Origin of the sequence: Myxococcus sp. CA033 (assembly GCF_013336625.1) — a bacterium.
Taxonomy (GTDB): domain Bacteria; phylum Myxococcota; class Myxococcia; order Myxococcales; family Myxococcaceae; genus Myxococcus; species Myxococcus llanfairpwllgwyngyllgogerychwyrndrobwllllantysiliogogogochensis.
Genome location: NZ_JABUMU010000003.1, coordinates 596,418 through 614,630 on the forward strand (window position 1 = coordinate 596,418; position 18,213 = coordinate 614,630).

At 70.0% G+C, this 18,213-nt stretch carries 10 protein-coding genes; 4 read left to right on the forward strand and 6 right to left on the reverse strand.

Translation table 11 applies throughout. The annotated features are described in order from the left end of the window. Nucleotides 1-396 precede the first annotated feature (396 nt). A complete protein-coding gene (locus HUA78_RS12705) occupies nt 397-5,373 on the reverse strand; it encodes a DNA topoisomerase 3 (protein WP_254623679.1) in 4,977 nt (1,658 codons plus the stop codon). Between the two features lie 401 nt (nt 5,374-5,774). Here HUA78_RS12705 and HUA78_RS12710 point away from each other — a divergent pair, with 401 nt between their 5' ends. Beyond that, a complete protein-coding gene (locus HUA78_RS12710) occupies nt 5,775-6,140 on the forward strand; it encodes a hypothetical protein (protein WP_174456936.1) in 366 nt (121 codons plus the stop codon). 292 nt (nt 6,141-6,432) lie between these two features. Here HUA78_RS12710 and HUA78_RS12715 read toward each other — a convergent pair whose 3' ends face one another. Beyond that, nucleotides 6,433-7,899: a hypothetical protein gene (locus HUA78_RS12715; protein ID WP_174476368.1), complete on the reverse strand. Its 1,467-nt coding sequence runs from the start codon at nt 7,897-7,899 to the stop codon at nt 6,433-6,435. A 57-nt stretch (nt 7,900-7,956) separates the two neighbouring features. Between HUA78_RS12715 and HUA78_RS12720 the strand changes: the two genes are divergently transcribed. Continuing rightward, nucleotides 7,957-9,507 carry an ATP-binding protein gene (locus tag HUA78_RS12720; protein ID WP_174460045.1) on the forward strand — a complete coding sequence of 517 codons (1,551 nt, stop codon included), beginning with the start codon at nt 7,957-7,959 and terminating at the stop codon, nt 9,505-9,507. Between the two features lie 6 nt (nt 9,508-9,513). Here the strand turns inward: HUA78_RS12720 and HUA78_RS12725 are convergent, their stop codons facing one another. The 3 genes from HUA78_RS12725 to HUA78_RS12735 form a co-directional block, all read right to left on the reverse strand. Next, nucleotides 9,514-10,701, reverse strand: a complete 1,188-nt coding sequence (locus HUA78_RS12725) for an NAD-dependent epimerase/dehydratase family protein (protein WP_141649001.1) — start codon at nt 10,699-10,701, stop codon at nt 9,514-9,516. 90 nt (nt 10,702-10,791) lie between these two features. Next, the gene (locus HUA78_RS12730) at nt 10,792-12,087 is read right to left on the reverse strand and encodes an NTP/NDP exchange transporter (protein ID WP_141649002.1); all 1,296 of its coding nucleotides are present in this window, start codon (nt 12,085-12,087) and stop codon (nt 10,792-10,794) included. A 96-nt stretch (nt 12,088-12,183) separates the two neighbouring features. Continuing rightward, complete coding sequence (locus HUA78_RS12735) at nt 12,184-13,482, reverse strand: pyridoxal phosphate-dependent aminotransferase (protein ID WP_141649003.1); 1,299 nt, start codon at nt 13,480-13,482, stop codon at nt 12,184-12,186. Between the two features lie 409 nt (nt 13,483-13,891). Between HUA78_RS12735 and HUA78_RS12740 the strand changes: the two genes are divergently transcribed. Continuing rightward, nucleotides 13,892-14,899, forward strand: coding sequence for a DUF1028 domain-containing protein (locus HUA78_RS12740; RefSeq protein WP_174476369.1), 1,008 nt, complete (start codon nt 13,892-13,894; stop codon nt 14,897-14,899). Nucleotides 14,900-15,054: 155 nt separating this feature from the next. Beyond that, nucleotides 15,055-15,858 carry a hypothetical protein gene (locus HUA78_RS12745; protein WP_174476370.1) on the forward strand — a complete coding sequence of 268 codons (804 nt, stop codon included), beginning with the start codon at nt 15,055-15,057 and terminating at the stop codon, nt 15,856-15,858. A gap of 329 nt (nt 15,859-16,187) precedes the next feature. Here the strand turns inward: HUA78_RS12745 and HUA78_RS12750 are convergent, their stop codons facing one another. Then, nucleotides 16,188-18,152: a 4-alpha-glucanotransferase gene (locus HUA78_RS12750; protein WP_174476371.1), complete on the reverse strand. Its 1,965-nt coding sequence runs from the start codon at nt 18,150-18,152 to the stop codon at nt 16,188-16,190. Nucleotides 18,153-18,213 lie beyond the last annotated feature (61 nt).

The window sequence follows — 18,213 nt, forward strand, 5'->3', positions numbered from 1 at the left end:
GGTAGCTGGGCCGAAAGGTGACGCAGGGACGGAGGGCGACACAGTGCCCTCGCGGGCAGGGAAAAGGACTTCGCGCCCGGCAGGTTGCTCCGAGCAGGAAGCGAGAGAAGACTTTTTCCATGGGCACGCCGTCACGGATGTCCGTGCGCGGCGATTGCGCGGCCTCGAGGACGCAAGCAGCCCTCTTTCGAGGGCGGGGTGAAGGCGAGGAAGTGCTCCGCGTTACCCGTCAATGGCGCGAAGCCGCGGGTCTGCTCGGCCGCCCTCGCGTGAGGGGAGGCGGGCGAGTGAGCCCGCGGCACGTCCTCCCTTGCGAGGAGCGAAAGCCGCCCTGGGCGTGTGCCGTGCCAGCCCCACGAGAGGCCGCGGAGCCTCTCGCGAGAGCCCGCCAGGTCGTCAGCGCTTGCGAGCGACGAGCGAGAGAATCTGGGAGCCGTAGCGCTCGGTGAGGGCAGGCCCCACGCCGTGGATGGCCATGAGCGCCGCGCCGTTCTCCGGCCGCGCCGCGGCGATGGCGCCCAGCACCCGGTCCGTGAGGATTCGGAACGCGGGCACCTTGCGCTTGCGCGCCTCCGCCAGTCGCCACGCCTTCAGCGCATCCACCAGCCCGGGAGGCGGCGCCTCCACCTGCTCCACCGCGCTCGCCCCACGACGCCCCCTGCCCCGCGTCGCGACCTCCTCGGGAGCGGAGTCGTCCAGCTCCACGCGGCGGCTTCGAGTCGCGCCCCAGGGCGCCTCGCTCGCGGACGACACGGCCCGCCCTGCCGGAGAAGCACCGGAGTCGGCCCGCTCGTCGGCGCCCCCCCGGGAGGCATTCCACGAGGAGCGCTGGTCGTAGTCCTCCGCTGGCGGAGACGCACGCCACTGGCGCGCACCGGCCTCTTCACCCCCGCCACGCGCCCGGCCACTGGTGCTCCGCGTGCCACTCCGGGTCGAGCGCTTCGTCGCCTTCCCGCTGCCTGCCTGGGTCTTCCCGCGCTTGCGCTTGGCCGCCTTCTCCAGCGCGAGCGGAAGGACGACGTGCCGAGGGTCCACCGCGCGAGTGCGCCGTCCCTCGTCTGTCAGCGAGAGCCGCTGGAAGGAGATGACCTGTCCGTCCTTGTCGAACGAGTCGACCTCCAGCCGCGCCAGCCCGGCGCGCACGAGGCCTCCGACGAGCCGCTCGAAGTCGCGTCGGGGCAGTGCATCACCGAACAGCTCCCGGTGGAGGCGTCCGGTGGCCTGCCCATCCCGCTCCTGGAGCGACTCCAGGATGCGCTCCAGCCAGTGTCGCTCCGACGCCGAGGGCTCCGCGAAGCGCAGCGTGGCGCACGACTCCGGCGCGCACACGTCACACAGGCCGCACGCCTCACCGGAGTCCTGGGTGTCACCGAAGTGCCCCACCAGTTGCTTCATGCGGCAGCCATGGGCCTCCGCATAGCGCCCCATCTGCTCCAGGTGCAGCAGCTTGCGGTCGCGCTGCGCCGTATACGCGGCCGACCAGGTGGGCCGTCCACGCCGCACCGTCTCGTCGGGCGTCATCACCACGCCGCCGTGAATCCACAACTGCTCCAGCGCCTTGTCGAAGACCTCCGGATCTCCTCGCACGCGGCCCTGGAGTGCCTGCTTCGGCTCCGGCTCCAGCGCCGTGGACTGGAACAGTCGCTCCAGGACGTAGGCCTCGGGATAGTCGCGCTTGTGGAAGAACTCGTGCGTGCGCCGGTCGATGTACGAGTGCAGCAGCACGGCGCGAGACGGCTTCCCATCGCGGCCCGCGCGCCCCAGCTCCTGGTAGTACCCCTCCAGGCTCGCGGGCAACGCGGCGTGGATGACGGTGCGGACATCCGCCTTGTCGATGCCCATGCCGAACGCCGTGGTGGCGACGATGACCTCCAGCGAGCCTCGGAGGAACTCGGCCTGGACCCTGTCTCGGTTCTCCGGGGGGAGCCCCGCGTGGTACGCGGCCGAGGGGAAGTCCCCCGCCAGGGTCTCCGCGAGCTGTTCGGCGTGCTTGCGCGTGGCCGCGTAGACGATGGCGGGGCGGTTCTCCTCGTCCTGGAGCAACCCGTGGATGGCATCACCGCGAGCACCAGGGTTCAGCTCACGCACCTCGATGGCGATGTTGGTGCGGCGGAAGCCGTGGATGAAGGTGCGCGCGCGGCCTCCCGCACCCAGCAGTCCGAGCTGCTGCACGATGTCCCGCTGCACGTCGGGCGTGGCGGTGGCGGTGAGTGCCACCACGGGCGCGGGGCGAAGCAGCGGGAGCCGCGCGCCGAGCAACCGGTAGTCGGGCCGGAAGTCGTGGCCCCACTGGGAGATGCAGTGCGCCTCGTCGATGGCGATGAGCGTGGGAGGGCGGCGCGCCAGCAACTCCACGAAGCCCGGCACACCGAGTCGCTCTGGAGCAATGAACAGGAAGTCGAGCTTCCCCTCCAGGTAGTCGAAGCACACCTGCCGCGAGTTGGCCCTGTCGCGTCCTGAGTGGATGCGGTCCGCCGCGAAGCCGAGCGACTGGAGCCGCAACACCTGGTCCTCCATCAGCGCGATGAGAGGGCTGACGACAATGGTCGTCCCGGCGCGAGCCAGCCCGGGGAGCTGATAGCAGAGCGACTTGCCCGCGCCCGTGGGCATGACGAGCAGCAGGTCCTCGCCCGCGGTGGCCGCGCGACAGACGGCCTCTTGGTAGGGGCGGAACTCGGAGAAGCCGAAGGCCTCTTTCAGCAGCGGGCGAAGCTTGTCCGGCGGAGTGGGCGCGCGATTCACCCGCTCGGGCCGCTGGCCTGGGGGTGGAGCGAACCCGCCCCGCGAGGCCGACGCTCCTCGAGACACGCCCGCGCTCAACGAGCCCTGCGTCCCCGTACGTCGCGGAGTCGTCACCACGGCCGAGTCCGAGAAGGCCGTGCTCTGCGCACGGCGAGAAACCGGCGGCGCGCTCGACTCCGAGAACGACAGCGATTCCGTACGCCTTGCACCACCGCTCGCAATCGAGTCCGAGAACGACAGCGACTCCGCGCGCCGCCCCCCACCGCTCGCGCTCGAATCGGAGAACGACAAGGACTCCGCGCGCCTTGCACCACCGCCCATGCCCGAGTCCGAGAAGGCGGCACTCCGAGCACCGCGTGGGTTCGCTCCTCCGAGCGAGTCCGAAGCGATGGACCCCGCCACATGCTGGGCACCGCGCCCCCCATTCACATCCACACCAGCGGCCTCGCCCGTACGACGCGAGGCACCCATGCTCGCCTCGGCGGATCCGCCACCCCCGGCCCCCGACCGCTCACGAAACGCCACTGTCCCCTCCCCGCCCCCATCCATCCCTCGCCCTGCCCCCACGACACGCGAAGTCGAGGCCCCGTACGGCATCGCCTGAGCCGGCCCCGTGGGCCCATGGCCCACCACCTCGGTGACATACTTCTCGATGCCCCGGATGAACTCGTCGAGCCGTCCTTCCCCTCGCTCGATGCGCTGAAGCCACGCTTCCCACTGGCCCGTCATCGCCGGCGTCTTCACGTCCGGGTGCACCACCTGGATGAGGTGCAGCCCCTTCTCCGTGGCCTCCAGCACCTTCCCCGAGCGGACCAGGTACTCGCGGTCCAGCAGCACCTCGATGATGGACGCACGCGTGGCGGGCGTCCCCAGCCCCGTCTCGCGCATCGCATCCGCCAGCTCCTTCTCGTCCAGCGCCCTTCCCGCCGTCTCCATCGCCGTCAGCAGCGACGCGTCCGTGAAGCGCGGAGGCGGACGCGTGCGCTTCTTCACCGCCTTCACGTCCTCCACCTTCTGCGGTTGCCCTCGCTCCAACCCCGAAGGCAACGACTGCGGCTCGTCGTCCGGCTCCGCGTCCTCGTCACCCTTGCGCGACTCGGCCTTCGGCTTCGGCGCCTTCTTGCCTCCGCCGATATCCAGCACCTTCCAACCCACCCGCTCCACCTGGGTGCCCGTGCTCTGGAAGCGGTCCACCACGGGCACCGCGCTCCGCGGCCCGGGCGACATCACCGCCGTCACCACCGTGGTGACCCGCCACACGTGGTCCTCGTGCCATGCCTGGAGCAACCGCCGGCACACGAGGTCGTAGATGCGCTGCTCGTCCGGAGACAGCCGCAGTCCTTGCGGTGACGTGGGCGTCGGAATGATGGCGTGGTGGTCCGTCACCTTCGCGTCATCCACGTAGCGCCGACCCAGGGGCCGCGCGCCCGTCCCCGGCGCCAGGTCCTCCTCGTACGGCCCGCGCACGGTACCCACCACTTCCGGCAGCGTGTCCGCCACCGTCTCGGACAGGTGCCGGCTCGCCGTGCGCGGATAGCTCAGGAGCTTGTGCTTCTCGTAGAGCGCCTGCGCCACCTCCAGCGTGCGCTGCGCGCTGAAGCCATACAGCCGGTTGGCGTGACGCTGCAGCTCCGTCAAATCGTAGAGCAGCGGAGGAGCCATCTTCTTCTCCTCCGCGTCCAGCGACTCAATCGCCGCCCGTCCACGCTTCACGCGGTCGATGACGGCCTGCGCATCCACCCCATCCGCGTCCAGCCGCCGGGACTCGCGCACGCCCTCCATGCCCGGTGGCACCACGGGCTTGCCATCCGGCCCGGAGCGGAACCACGTCCCGTCGTACCGAGCCCCCGCCGCCACGCCCTTCCCCTGCGGCGCGAAGGTGGCCACCACCTCCAGATAGTCCCGGGGAACGAAGCTCCGGATGGCCAGCTCCCGCTCCACCACCATCGCCAGCGTGGGCGTCTGCACCCGCCCCACGCTCAACATCTCCCCCTGCCCTCCGTGCGCCAGCGTGTACAGGCGCGACAGGTTCATCCCCACCAGCCAGTCCGCGCGGCTGCGTCCCATGGCCGCCGAGGCGAGCGAGTCATACTCCCGCCCCTCCTTGAGCTGCCGGAAGCCGTCCCGGATGGCGCGCTCCGTCAGCGACGACACCCACAGCCGCCGCACCGGCTTGCGACACCCCGCCGCCTCATAGATGTAGCGGAAGATGAGCTCGCCCTCGCGGCCCGCATCCGTGGCGCACACCACCCCGCCCACGTCCGGCGAGGTCAGCACCCGGCGCACCACGTCGAACTGCGAACGCGTCTGCTCGGAGACCACCAGCGGCCAGTCACCCGGCAGCATGGGCAGGAGCGACCGGCTCCACTTCTTCCAGTCCGGCCGAATCTCGTGCGGCTGCGCCAGGCCCACCAGGTGGCCAATCGCCCACGTCACCACATAGCCGTTGCCACGCAGGAAGCCGTCGCCGCGCTCCTGCGCGCCCAGCACCCGGGCGATGTCGCGCGCCACGGACGGCTTCTCCGCCAGCACCGCCAGCAGGGACGCACGCCCCGAGGCCCGGCCCGCCGCGCCCTCCGTACCGCCTCGCCTGTCCTCGCCGGGCGACTCGCCCATCGCTTCCCACCTCATGAAACCAGTCCCCTCCCGCCCACCCGCCACCACCCGGGAGCCAGCCCCGAGCCCACGTCGCAACCCTCTTCCCTACCGCGTCAGGCTGACATGCCCAGCCCCTCGCTGTCCCTACCCGTCACGCCCGTCCGCCGCCCGTCCAGCCGAGGAAAACCGCGCCACTCCACCACCCCTCGCGCCTCAACGGCCCGACGACCTCCCGGGTCGCCACCACCGAGGGTGGAATCCGGCACGTTCCGCCCGCCGCCAGGTCGCCCGACAAGCTGGCGCTTTCGCGCAAGCGTTTGGCGCTAACGAGGAAAACTCATTCTACCGGCTGGGCCAGTATGCCCTGGTCGACACGCGCCACGGCGCGAGTCACGGGGGGAAGGCAGTCAACGATGGTGCGAAGGGAGAGGCGAATGTCGCACGTCGCGCAGGAGTCGGGCCAGCGGGTTCCGGGGGGAAACGCGCGGCCGGACGGTGTGAAGCGAGGGGTCAGGGGACGGGGAGCCACGGCCCGGAAGACAGGGGCTCGCATCAGAGGGGAGCGTCCGGGCGCGCTTGAAGCACCAGAGGGGGACATCGCGGTACCAGAGCTTGCCGTCTTCGCGGGGGCGAAGCGCAAGCAGTTGGCGGTGCTGACGAAGTCGAGCGCGCTGGGGTTGCTACGGGGGGAGATGGAAACAGTCACGCGGGTGGCGTCCATGCGCCCGCAGACGTTTGGCTGGGCGCAGACCCTGGCGCGATTGCGAGCAGTCTCGCGTCCCGCGGAGTACTGGCCCTAAGCCCGATTCAAAGGGGTGTGGGTGCTTGGGGGCACTCGAGACATCCCGAAAGCAGTGCAGTCAGCATGCGCACCGGGGGGAGCGCACTTTCGCTTCGCTGGAGGGGTCCAAGGCCCTCCGGAAAAGATGCATGGCGGGTAGGAGGATGGCGTCGCGGGGGCGGCGCCATCTGTGGCAGGGGGACCCGGGGGTGACGCTCTTCAGAGGGGGAGAGCGAACCTGAGCAAGGGTCATACCGGGGGGTGCTCCGAGTTCATCGGGGCATCCCCCGTTGCTTTTTCAGGGCCCCGAATCACTCCACGCGCAGCGACGCGGTGCCGGTGAGGGTGCGGTTCAGGGTGAGCCACAGCGCATCGCCCGCGTCGTCCACGGAGGCAAAGCAGTCCACGTCGGCGGCGAGGACCTGGTCGTCCAGCAGCACGCGCGCGGGCGGGGTGGAGGCGGTGTAGCCGCGCAGCACCACCACGGGGTGCACCAGGGAACCACGGCCCGCGTCGAAGCGCAGGCGCGCGCGGTTGCCCGTCACGCGGGCTTCCCACGTCGCGTAGACGGGGTTGTAGCCAGGCACGTCATAGGGCACGGCGTCCGAGCGACCGACGCCGCCAGGGCCGTGCGTGGCCACGGTGCCCTCGGTGGCGGACAGGCGCACGGCCTGCCAGGACTCGACCTCCGAGGCGCGCCGCCGCACCGGGTCCTCCGAGTGCGGCCCCAGCACCATGAAGACGGAGTAGCTCTGGTAGGGGTGGCCGGAGAGCATGCCGTCATCGCCGTAGCGCGCGTACTGGCGCCAGCCGAGCGCACCATAGTTGCTGCCCCAGGCCATGCGATGGGAGCGAGTCGTCGTGGGCAACTGGTACTGGTTGAGCTGGTAGGTCCAGTTCCAGTCGTCGGGCAGGGGTCCGTCCGCGTCGCGCTGTCCCCAGCCCTGTTGGTAGAGCCAGTAGCCACCGGCGGGCTTCTGGAGCCAGGGCTGCGTCTGCACCACGCCCATCTCCGCGTCCGGCGCGGTGGTCCACATGCGGGTGTAGGGGACGACGTTGGGCTCGCGGTAGTCCCAGCCGCTGGCCCTCGTCACGGGGGAGGACAGCGTCACGAAGCGGTGACGGTCTCCCCAGCCAAGGCCGGCGATTTCGGCGTTCGCGTTGCCGTCGAAGAGCAGGTCGCCATAGGGCGAGCGCACGTCGGCCTCCAGCGCATCCGGCGGGACGCTCGAGACGTCGTGGGTGATGGCGTAGAGCGGATGGTCCCTGCCGGTGGCGAAGAGATAGTGCACCGTCACCTGGACGACGTGGCCACCGAGCGGCAAGGGCCAGCGGAACTCGTGCAGCGCGTGGTGACGTCCCGCGAAGAGGGTGCGGCCGGTGCCCGTCACTCCCTCCGTCCAGTTGCCCCAGGTGGTCCCTGCGCGGAGGTGACACGTCACCATGCCCCAGCCGGGGACACCGTCATTGGCGCCGTCACAGGTGCGCGCGGCGCCGTCCGCTTCGTAGACGTAGCGACGGACGTAGCCACCATGCCAACCCGCGGGGTCCGCGGAGTCGTTGCGCACCAGGAAGGCCGAGCGCGGCGCGCAGCCTCCGTCGCGCCACGTGTAGCGGTCCGTGTGGAATCCCTCCAGGTCCACGTTCCGCTCCAGGTTCAGCGGAGCACAGGCGGAGGGCTCGCTGGGACCCTCGGGACGGATGTCCTTGCCGCCACAGGCCACGAGCGACAACGAGAGCAGCACGGCGACGCCGTGCCCGTGGAACGTGGACGTCATCGAGGCCCCTCCAAGTCCATGCCTCCCCCAGCGAAGGAGGCGTAGTACCTTCCGGACATGCCCCGCTGGTTCAACACCGCCGGTCCGTGCAATCCGGACCACCATTACATGCTGCCAGCCATGCGGAGGCTGCCCGAAGTGCGGCGGCTCGTCGAGCAGCAGGGCTACTTCGTCGTCCACGCGCCACGACAGGTGGGCAAGACCACGGCGCTCCTGTCGTTCGCCCGGGAGCTCACGTCGGAGGGCCGCTACGTGGCGGCCCTCGTCAGCATGGAGGCCGGGGCGGGTTTCCCACAGGACACCGGCGCGGCGGAGGCCGCCATCCTCTCCAGCTGGCGACTCGCCACGCGCGCCCAGCTTCCTCCCGCGTCCCAGCCTCCAGAGTTTCCCGAGGCACCGCCCGGCAACCGCGTCGCCACCGCGCTCGCGGCCTGGTCCGAGGCCACCGACAAGCCACTCGTCACGTTCCTGGATGAAGTCGATGCACTCCGTGATGGCGTGCTGGTCTCCGTACTCCGACAACTCCGGGACGGCCACCGCAACCGTCCCGGGCACTTCCCCTCCGCCATGGCACTCATCGGGCTGCGGGACGTGCGCGACTACAAGGTGTCCTCCGACGACGGAGACAGGTTGGCGACCTCCAGCCCGTTCAACATCAAGGTGCGCTCGCTCACCCTGCGCGACTTCACCGAGGATGAAGTCACGGAGCTCTACTCCCAGCACACCACGGACACGGGTCAGCGCTTCGAGCCCGAAGCCCTCGCGCTCGCCTTCGAACTCACGCAAGGCCAGCCGTGGCTCGTCAACGCCCTGGCCAAGGTCGCGGTCGAGGAGCTGGTGCCCGAGCTGTCCCAGCCCATCCGCCGCGAGGACATGGAGCGAGCCAAGGCCATCCTCATCTACCGCCAGGAGACCCACCTGGACAGCCTCGCGGCGCGGCTGCGCGAGCCTCGCATCCGAGCCATCCTCGAGCCGATGCTCGCGGGGCAGCTCCTGGGCGACGTCCCCGAGGATGACCGCCGCTTCGCCGTCGACCTGGGGCTGCTGCGCCGGAATGAGTCCGGCACGCTCGAGGTGGCCAATCCCATCTACCGCGAGATTCTCGTCCGCTCGCTGGCGTCAGGCACGCGCGACACGCTCCCCTCCATCCAGCCCTCCTGGTTGAAGCCCGATGGGCGACTGGACGTCGAACAGCTGCGAGACGCCTTCCTCGCATTCTGGCGCCAACATGGCGAGCCGTTGCTGGCCACCGCGCCCTACCACGAGGTCGCCCCACATCTGGTGCTCATGGCCTTCCTCCACCGGGTGGTGAATGGGGGCGGCACGATTGAGCGCGAGTACGCCATCGGCCGCGGGCGCATGGACCTGTGCGTGCGCCATGGGCCGGACACCCTCGCCATTGAAATCAAGGTTTGGAGGGACCGCGAGTCCGACCCGCTGACCGAGGGCCTGGAGCAGCTCGACGGCTATCTCCAGGGCCTGGGACTGGATGACGGCTGGCTGATGCTCTTCGACCGCCGCTCGAACCAGCCCTCCATCGCCGAGCGCACCCGGGCCGAACAGGCCCGGACGCCCTCGGGTCGGCGCGTCACCGTCATCCGCGCCTGACACACCTCAACCCGCGTGGGCGTTGCCCTTGTCGTGCTCCTGGTGCCACGCGGCGAGCACTTCCTTCTCCCGCTCCGGCTTGATGCCCGACCGCAGCTTCGCCTGACGCTCGGGCGGCTCCGCGTTGAACCAGGCCACCGTGTCGCGAACCGTCTCCTCCAGCGGGCGGAAGGTGAGCCCCGCCGCCAGCGCCTTGTCGATGTTCACCCGCAACAGGCCCGCGTCCTCACCCGTGGGCGACACCCAGACCGGCATGTCACCGAAGGGCTCCACCTTGTGCTTCTCCAGGAAGGACGGATGCGCCCAGACGAAGCGCGCGTCGCTGTTCAGCGCCTTCTTGCTGCGCTCCAGGAAGTCGCGCATCACCAGGGGCTTCGAGGGCCCCGTCGCGGTGTAGGGCCCCGACAGCTTCTGCTCCACCCCCAGGATGATGAACGCGGCCAAATCCCTCGCGTCGATGAACTGGGTGGTGTCATGCCCCGTGCCGGGAGCGAGCACCTCGCCCCCTCGCGCCACGCGCACCGGCCAGTACGTGAAGCGGTCCGTCGGGTCATCCGGCCCGACGATGAGGCCAGGGCGGACGTTGAACGTGCGGCCGGGCATCGCCTTCTCCGCGGCCTGCTCGCACAGCGCCTTCAGGGCGCCGTAGTGCGTGTCCACGTCCTCCGTCGTCACGTCCGCCACCGTGGCGACGGGCGCCGTCTCCGTGAGGCCGGGCTTCGACGCGTCCTTGTAGACGGAGATGGTGGACACGAAGGTGTAGTGCCCCACGTTGGGCGCGAGCAACTCCGCCGAGGCCTTCACGATGCGCGGCACGTAACCCGACGTGTCCACCACCGCGTCCCACTTGCGGCCCTCCAGCGCCTTGAGACCCTCCGCCTTCGTCGGGTCCCGGTCCCCCTGCAGCTTCTCCACGTTCGGGAAGAGGCCCGGATTCGTCTTGCCCCGGTTGAACAGCGTGACGGTGTGGCCTCGCGCCTGCGCGGACTCCACCAGCGCCGGACCCAGGAACTTCGTGCCGCCCAGGATGAGGATGCTCAAGGGCTTGCTCGCCTTCGCGCCCGAGGCCCCTTTCTCCTGGGAGTCCGACTCACCGGACGCGCCACCCGACGATCCCGACGTCGCACACCCCAGGGCCCACAGCGAGCCCACCGTCACAGCGCCTTGAATCAGGTCTCTGCGAGACAGCTTCATGTCGTGTCGTCTCCTGCTGCGAGGTTCGTCTCAATCCCCGCTCCCCGCGACCATCCCGAGGAGCGACGAGGAAGCACTGCGAGGCACACTTCAGCGGGCGGCGGCATTATCGGCGGCGACGGGCGCGAGCGCACCCCCGGCCTCCCGGGACAGTCGCCGCTGCTCCCGCCCCAGGTACAGCGACACACCGAGCCACAGCCCCGCCAGGGGCACCGCCGCCAATGACAACCCCGTCATGCCCAGGCCCAGCGCCGTGAGCCCACCCTGCAACCACGCGCTCACCGTGTCGCTGCCCCGGTACACCACCGTGTCGATGAAGCTCTTGGACTTGTAGCGCGCCTCCCGGTCCACCGTGGTGAAGAGGATTTCGCGCGAGGGCCGCTCCAGCGCGTAGTGGCTGGCACCCCGCAGCGCCTTGAACGCCACCAGCACCCCGAGCACCGGCACCGCCGCCAGCCCCAGGAAGCCCAGCCCCGTGAGCACCGGCGCCACCGCCAGCGCCGCGCCCAATCCCAGTCTGGAGATGATGCGCCCGGTGACAAGCGTCTGGAGCGCCAGCGTCAACAGCTGCACATAGAAGTCGATGTCGCCGAACAGCGCGGTGCGCGAGGCCGCGTCCTTGCCCACCTCCGCCACCAGCTTCACCTCCTGGAAGTACAGGAAGGTGGACGTGGCCGCGTAGAGCAACACCTGGAGCCCGAGCGCGAGCAGGAGGGGCGACGCCACCAGGAGCCGCAGCCCGGCCAGCACCCCGCCACCCACGGGCGCTTCCGCCGACAGGGGCTGATGCTGGACGTCCCGGGCCCAGCGGCTCAGCCAGCGCACGCACTGCGCGCTCACCTCCAGCAGCACCGCGGACACGAGGATGAGGTTCACCGGCCCCACCGGCTCCGCCAGTCGCCCCACCAGGAAGGGCCCCACCAGCATGCCCGTGGTGCCACCCGCGGCGATGAAGCCGAACAGCCGCTTGCCCTGCTCGCCGGCGAACACGTCCGCCATGAAGCTCCAGAAGATGGAGACCACGAACAGGTTGTAGACGCTCAGCCAGATGTAGAAGACCCGCGCCACCGGCTCCCTCGCCACGTCCAGCTTCAGCAGCACGAAGAAGGCCAGGAGGCTGACGAGGAAGAAGCGGTAGATGCGCGGCAGCACCACCCGCCGGGGCCAGCGCGCCACCAGCGCGGAGAAGGCCGGCACCGCCAGCAGCATGACGATGAACGTGGCGGTGAAGAGCCACGGCAGGCCCTTGACGCTGCCCGCCGTCCCCATCTCGTTGCGGATGGGACGGAGGATGGCGTAGCCGCACATCAGCGTGAAGAAATAGACGAAGGACCCGAGGACCGCGCGAACTTCCTCGTCACGTACATCCACGAATCGCTTGAGCATTGGCACGAAGTACCCGGCTGAACTCCAGCCCTTTCCGTGTATTCCCGAACCCCGCGCCCATCCAGGACGCCGCGCGGGGCCCGGCACCGACGGCGACTACTTCGCGGCGAGCACCTCGCGCAGGGCAGCCTCCACGCGGGGCAGGGCCTCCTGGATTTCCGCCACCGACGTCGCGCCCACGGACAGGCGGAACCAGCCGGTGTCCTCGCTCAGGCCGAACGCCTGGAAGGGCACCACCGCGAAGCTGGCCTTCTCCAGGAGCAGCTTGCGGATGTCGTCATTCGTCTTCAGGCCGCCCTTGCCCACCAGGTCGAACTGGACGGACAGGTAGATGGCGCCCTGGGGGGCGATGTGCCGCACCGGCAGCCCCGCGTCGCGCATGCGCGTCAGGCCCGTGTGCAGCGCCTCCAGGCGCGCGTCCACGCGCTGGCGCATCTCCGTCAGGAAGGACTCGGTGGCGGGCACGTCATCCAGGTAGCGGGCCACCGCGACCTGCTCCGCCTTGGGCGCCCACGCCCCGACGTGGCCGAGCACGTCGCGCATGCGAGCGATGATGGCCGGCGGGCCCACGCCCCAGCCCACGCGCACGCCCGTGGCGGCGAACGCCTTGGAGATGCCGTCCACGAACACGGTGTACGGGGCGACTTCCGGCACCAGCTCCACCGGCGTCACGTGCTTCACCGCGCCGAAGCTCAGCACCCAATAAATCTGGTCGTACATCAGGATGAGCGGCTTCCTGCCCTGCTTCTCGCGCTGGCGGTTCTCCGCGACGACGCGCTCGCAGATGGCGCCCAGCACGTCGGACGAAATCATGGTGCCCGTGGGGTTGAGCGGGCTGCACAGGCACAACAGGCGCGCGGTGCCCAGGTGCGGCGCGAGCTGCTCCAGCGTGGGCATGAAGCCGTGCGACGGGTCCGTCGTCACGACGACGCCCTTGGCGTTCATCATGTGGACGTAGTGGTTGTTGTTCCACGACGGCACCGGGTAGACCACGGTCTCCCCGTCATCGAGCACGGCGCGGTAGGTGCCGTAGATGATGGGCCGGGCGCCGCCCGCGATGACGATGCCCTCCAGCGGATACTTCAGGCCCAGGGCGCGCTCGTAGAAGCGCTGCACCGCCTGGCGTAGGTCCAGCACGCCGTCGGAGGGCGGATAGTTCGTCTCGCCCGCCTGGAGCGCGGTGGCGATGCCCTGGCGCAGGCCGTCGGGGATGGGGAACTCGCGCGGGCTGAAGTCGCCCACGGTGAGGTTGCACACCTTGCGGCCCTTGGCGACGAGCTCACGGACTTCCGCGGCGATGCGGAGAATCTCGCTGCCAACGAGGCCCCGCGCCATCGTGCCAATGGAGGCGTCGTCCCGCGAGGGACGTGGGAGGGAGGTGAGGTCGAGAGCCATGGGGAATCTGTCTCCGGTTCGTGCGCGTAAGGGGGGACGCGGGCTGCGGCCGGGCGCGGACCATACCCGCCACCCGGGCCCTTGTGGGGCGCGTCTGAAACTTCTGGGGGGAGTGCCACAGCTACAATTTTCCCGGAAGCGAGATACGCGGGGCACCCGGGCCAGCGGGCCCTCCTCGGGCCGTCGGTCCTCACCCTGAATCCGGAGCTTGACGGCCGGCACGGGTCTCCGAGTCTTCCCGATATGCCTTGAAGCGACGTGGCGTTCATGGAGCCAGAAGTTCCGAGGAGCGGGCCGGACCCGCGCCTCGGTGTCTCATCGCGCACACCAAACCCCAGACATGAAGGGTCTCATCCGCGTCGAGAGATGGTTGCTCGGCCCCGGCGGAGCCCTGCCCCGAGGTACGTGCATGAAGCCGTTCAAGCGTGGCCTGCTCGTCGCTGCGTCCGTGTTGCTTGGCTCCACCCAGGCGTCCGCGGCGGACCGCCCCTTCAATCCGAGCATCTTCGGCACGCGCGCCGTCGTGGCGTGTGACCCGGTGGAGAAGTCGTGCGGCATGGCCGTCATCTCCTTCCCGAGCGGCGTCAGCGGACTGGTGCCCTATGGTCGCTCGGACGTGGCGGTGGCCACCATGGCGCTGCCCTCGGTGGATGACGCGCAGGCGGTCATCGCGCGCATCGACTCGGGCACCGCGCCCCAGGAGGCCATCGACACGGTGCTGGCCTCGGACCCGTATGCCACCATCCGCCAGCTCGCCGCGGTGAAGCTCCACCCGGATGGCAGCGTGACGGTGGGCCAGCGCTCGGGCTCGGAGAACAGCGAGCACACCTGCTCCGTCAAGGGCGACACGTTCGTGGTGCAGGCCAACAACATGAGCACCCCCGACATGTGCCGGGCCATGGCGGACGGCTTTCGTCAGGCGCGGGGCAGCCTGCCGCAGCGACTGTATGCCTCGCTCAAGGCCGGGGCGCGCGTGGGTGGGGACCGCAATGGAGAGCGCTCGGGCGTCATCCGCGTCTGGAACTCCACCATCGAGACCGCGTTCTATACCCACGTGCTCGCGGAGGCGGTCGTCCACGGCAGCACCCGGGCCTTGCAGGAGCTGGGCGTGGAGCTGAATCGCTACCAGGGCACGCTCGCGGATGTGTTTCCCGCGGACCGGGTGACGCTGGATGCCGATACGGCGCGCGACGTGAAGCGCGTGCTGCGCAAGCTCGGCTACTACCACGGCCGCATGGATGGGAGCTGGTCCGACGCCGCCGAGCAGGCGCTGTATGACTTCAACTGGAACAACCTCTTCTTCCTCAAGCCCACCGTGGTGGAGAACGGCACGCGGAAGATTGACGGCGTGCTGGTCCACTTCCTGCGCGACGCGGACCTGGGCGCCTTCGTGCGCGCGACGCCCTCGGCAGACTGAAGTCCCGGGCGTCCAAGGACCCTTCGCCCCGAGTGCGCGGGCGGAGGGTCTGTCGTCTTCTCGTCATCGAGTCCCTGGCGGGAGGCTGGCACCGCGCCTCCTGTCGTGAGAGAGGGAGTTCCTCACGGCCACTGTGGGCCGACAGGGGAGGAACGATGAAGCGTGCCGGACGATGGCTGTCGTCGCTGTGGCTCGCCGGGTGCCTCGTGGCCACCGGTTGCTCGAAGAAAGAGGAAGCGCCGCCCCATCCCGCGGCCGAGCTGCCTCCTCCCGATGACACCCCCGCCCTGCCCTCGAGCCCGCCCGAGGGGACGCTTCCTCGCGAGGGCGAGGCCGCCGCGAAGCCTCCCGTGCATGTCGTGACGACGGGAAGCACGGGGGTGCCTGTCCGCGGTGGCGCTCAGGACGAGGAGCTTCCCGTTCCCTCCGGAGAGCCCACCGAACCGACGGAGCCTCCTGGAAAGGAAGCACCCGGCAAGACGCCGCCGAGTGGTGGTGGGTACACGCCCGAGGACCCGAAGAATCGCGAGTGGACCTCCGGGGTCGTGGACATGAAGCGGCAGGATGCACCCCAGGCCACACTGCGCTCGGTGCGCGCGGGCGCGCATCCAGACTTCGACCGCGTGGTGTTCGAGTTCGAGGGGACGCAGCTGCCCGGCTACCGCGTGGGGTACGCGAAGGAGCCGGTGGTGCAGTGTGGTTCGGGAGACCCGGCGTCGCTCGCGGGTAAGGGCCAGCTCCAGGTGACCTTCACTCCCGCGCGAGCACATACCGATGCGGGCCAGCCGACGGTGGCCACGCGCGAGATGAAGCCGGCGCTGCCCGTGCTCCTGGAACTGGAGCGCACCTGTGACTTCGAGGGCGAGGTGACGTGGGTGCTGGGCAACAAGAGCGTCCAGGCGTTCCGCGTCCTGGAGCTGCGCGAGCCCACGCGCCTCGTGGTGGACGTGCAGCACTGAGCGGGGATGTGAAGCGGGGCAGGGAGTCCCGCTTCACTAGCACTTGAGGGCGGACGTGAAGCGAGCGTGGGACACACCTCAATTCGCGGCCCGTCGGTCGCACGTGCGCGATGCTGGCGCCCTCCACATGATGGGGGCACGTCGCGGTTCGCGGCCCGTCAGTCGCACGTGCGCAATGCCAGCCCCGGGCGCTCGCGGAGGCGTCACGTCATGCCGCGCGGGCGCCGTCGGGGCGCTCGTGGAGGCGTCACGTCATGCCGCGCGGGCGCCGTCGGGGCGCTCGCGGAGGCGTCACTTCATGCCGCGCGGGCGCAGTCGGGGCACACGCGCTACCGGCCTTCCCTCAGCTCCTCCGCGAGCCGGTCGAGCCCCGCGAGCAGCTCACGGTGTTTCTCCCGCGCGGGCTCCCCTCCTGCTCGCAGCGCCAGGGCCAGCACGCCGGGGAGGTTCATCGCGGCGTCGCCTCGCAGGCGCTCGCGATACTCCCGCATCCAGTCCGTCGGCGCGCGCAGCGACCAGTTGCGCTCATCCACCGTGCCCGGCTCGTTGTACGTCTCCGGTATCCCCAGCAGGTCCGTGAAGAACACCATGACGTTGCGCGCGCGACTGGCGAACAGGTCCGCCAGCTTCGCCTGCGCGAGCTTCCCCGGGTCCGCAGCCAGCGCTCGCGCGAAGTCCTCTCGCCGCTCGGGCTCGGGACACAGTCGGGTCGCCAGATAATCCGCCTGCGCCCGCAGCGTGCCGCGCCACTGCCAGTCCCCCACCAGACGCCACAGCGACTTCGTGTCGTGGTTGCCCACCATCATCCAGTCCTCGGGCGCCACGTTCTCGCTGCGATACACGTCCGCGGGATTGCGCAGGTCCGCTTTCTGGGTGACGCGGAAGCGGCCCAGCCCATAACGCGCCATCACCCGCCCCAACGGATACGGCAACGTGCTCAGCACCTCGCCCAGCAGGTCGCCCAAATCCCGGCCGTTGCGCCGCGCCGCCGCGACCACCGTGTCGAAGAGGACGCTGAAGCGCTGCACCTGCTCGGGCGTGAGCGACTTCACCTCGCCATCCGCGTACCTCGGCAGCGAACGGTCCAACTGCTGGGGGCTCACCAGCGCGTAGCGCGCCAGCTCCAGGTGGTCCGTGAGGTCCGGCGAGGAGAAGAGGCGCGCGCCGTGCTGCACCGCCCCCAACGCGTCCCACTCCCCCGCGCGGTAGACCCACGGACACACCAGCCCATGGGGATGGTCCAGCCGCAGACCGTCGTACTCCGCGAGCATCTTGTCCATGCGCGCGTCCATGAAGCGCAGCACGGCTCCGGGCCGGAAGCCCAGCAAGGGACCTTCACCGCCCTCCGCGAAGTACTGCTCCGGGTCCAACACCGGATAGTTCCACGGCTGGCCCTCCGGATTGGTGCGGCTCGGCGGAGCGCCCATCAGATAGGACCGCAGGAACAAGCCCTGCCACGCCCACGCATCGCGCGGTGAGAAACCAATCTGCAGGTCGCCGTAGAGCTTCAGCCTCAACGACGCCGTGCGCTCGCGCAGCACTTCATGCTGTGCATGCACCAGGAACTGGAAGAAGGCATAGCGCTCCAGGGTCTCCGCGTACTGTGCCTCCAGCGCCTGCACCCGCGCGGCCGCGACACCCTCGGCGCCCGGTCGAGGACTCCACAACCGTCCATCCAACGAGTCCGCCCACGGCCTCCAGTCCAGGACACCCTTCTCCGCGCACAGCACGTCGAAGAGCGCGTCACGCAGCAGCCACGCGCGGTGTCGCTGACGGAAGGTGTTGAAGCGCGCGGACACTTCGCGCACGGCGGCGGAAGCATCGGGGCTGGCGCGCTGGTGACGAAACGACGTCCACGCCTCATCGAGCGCCTCGAGCTGCGCACGGAAGGCCCACCGGTAGCGCTCTCCGGGACTCGAGGAACGGGAGCGGGCCTCCGCGAGCGCGGCCACACGTCCTCGCGGGAGCAACGCGCCCCAGGACGCATCCTCCAGCTGAGCGAGCGCCACGTTGAGCACGTTGCGAGAGAAGAGCGTGCCGTCATACGGCGAGGCGTTCGACTCCGACGTCTGCCCCTGGGGACCCAACTGGATGCCCGTGAAGCCCAGCGTGTGCGCGGTGTCCAGGAATCGGGCCGCGCCCTCCGAATAGGGCGAGCCTCGGCCCGTGTCCTCGTGAGGAAGACTGGGGAAGCTGGGGTCGTGGATGCTCAGGACCAGGTTGCGGACATCGAGTGCGGCCAGGGCTTGGGTGACGAGTCGACGATGGTCTTCAGGCAGCAAGGCTCGGGACATGGTGGATGGCGACCGACCCTAGGTTCCTCCGAGGGACACGCCAACCCGCTTCTCGGGCCGA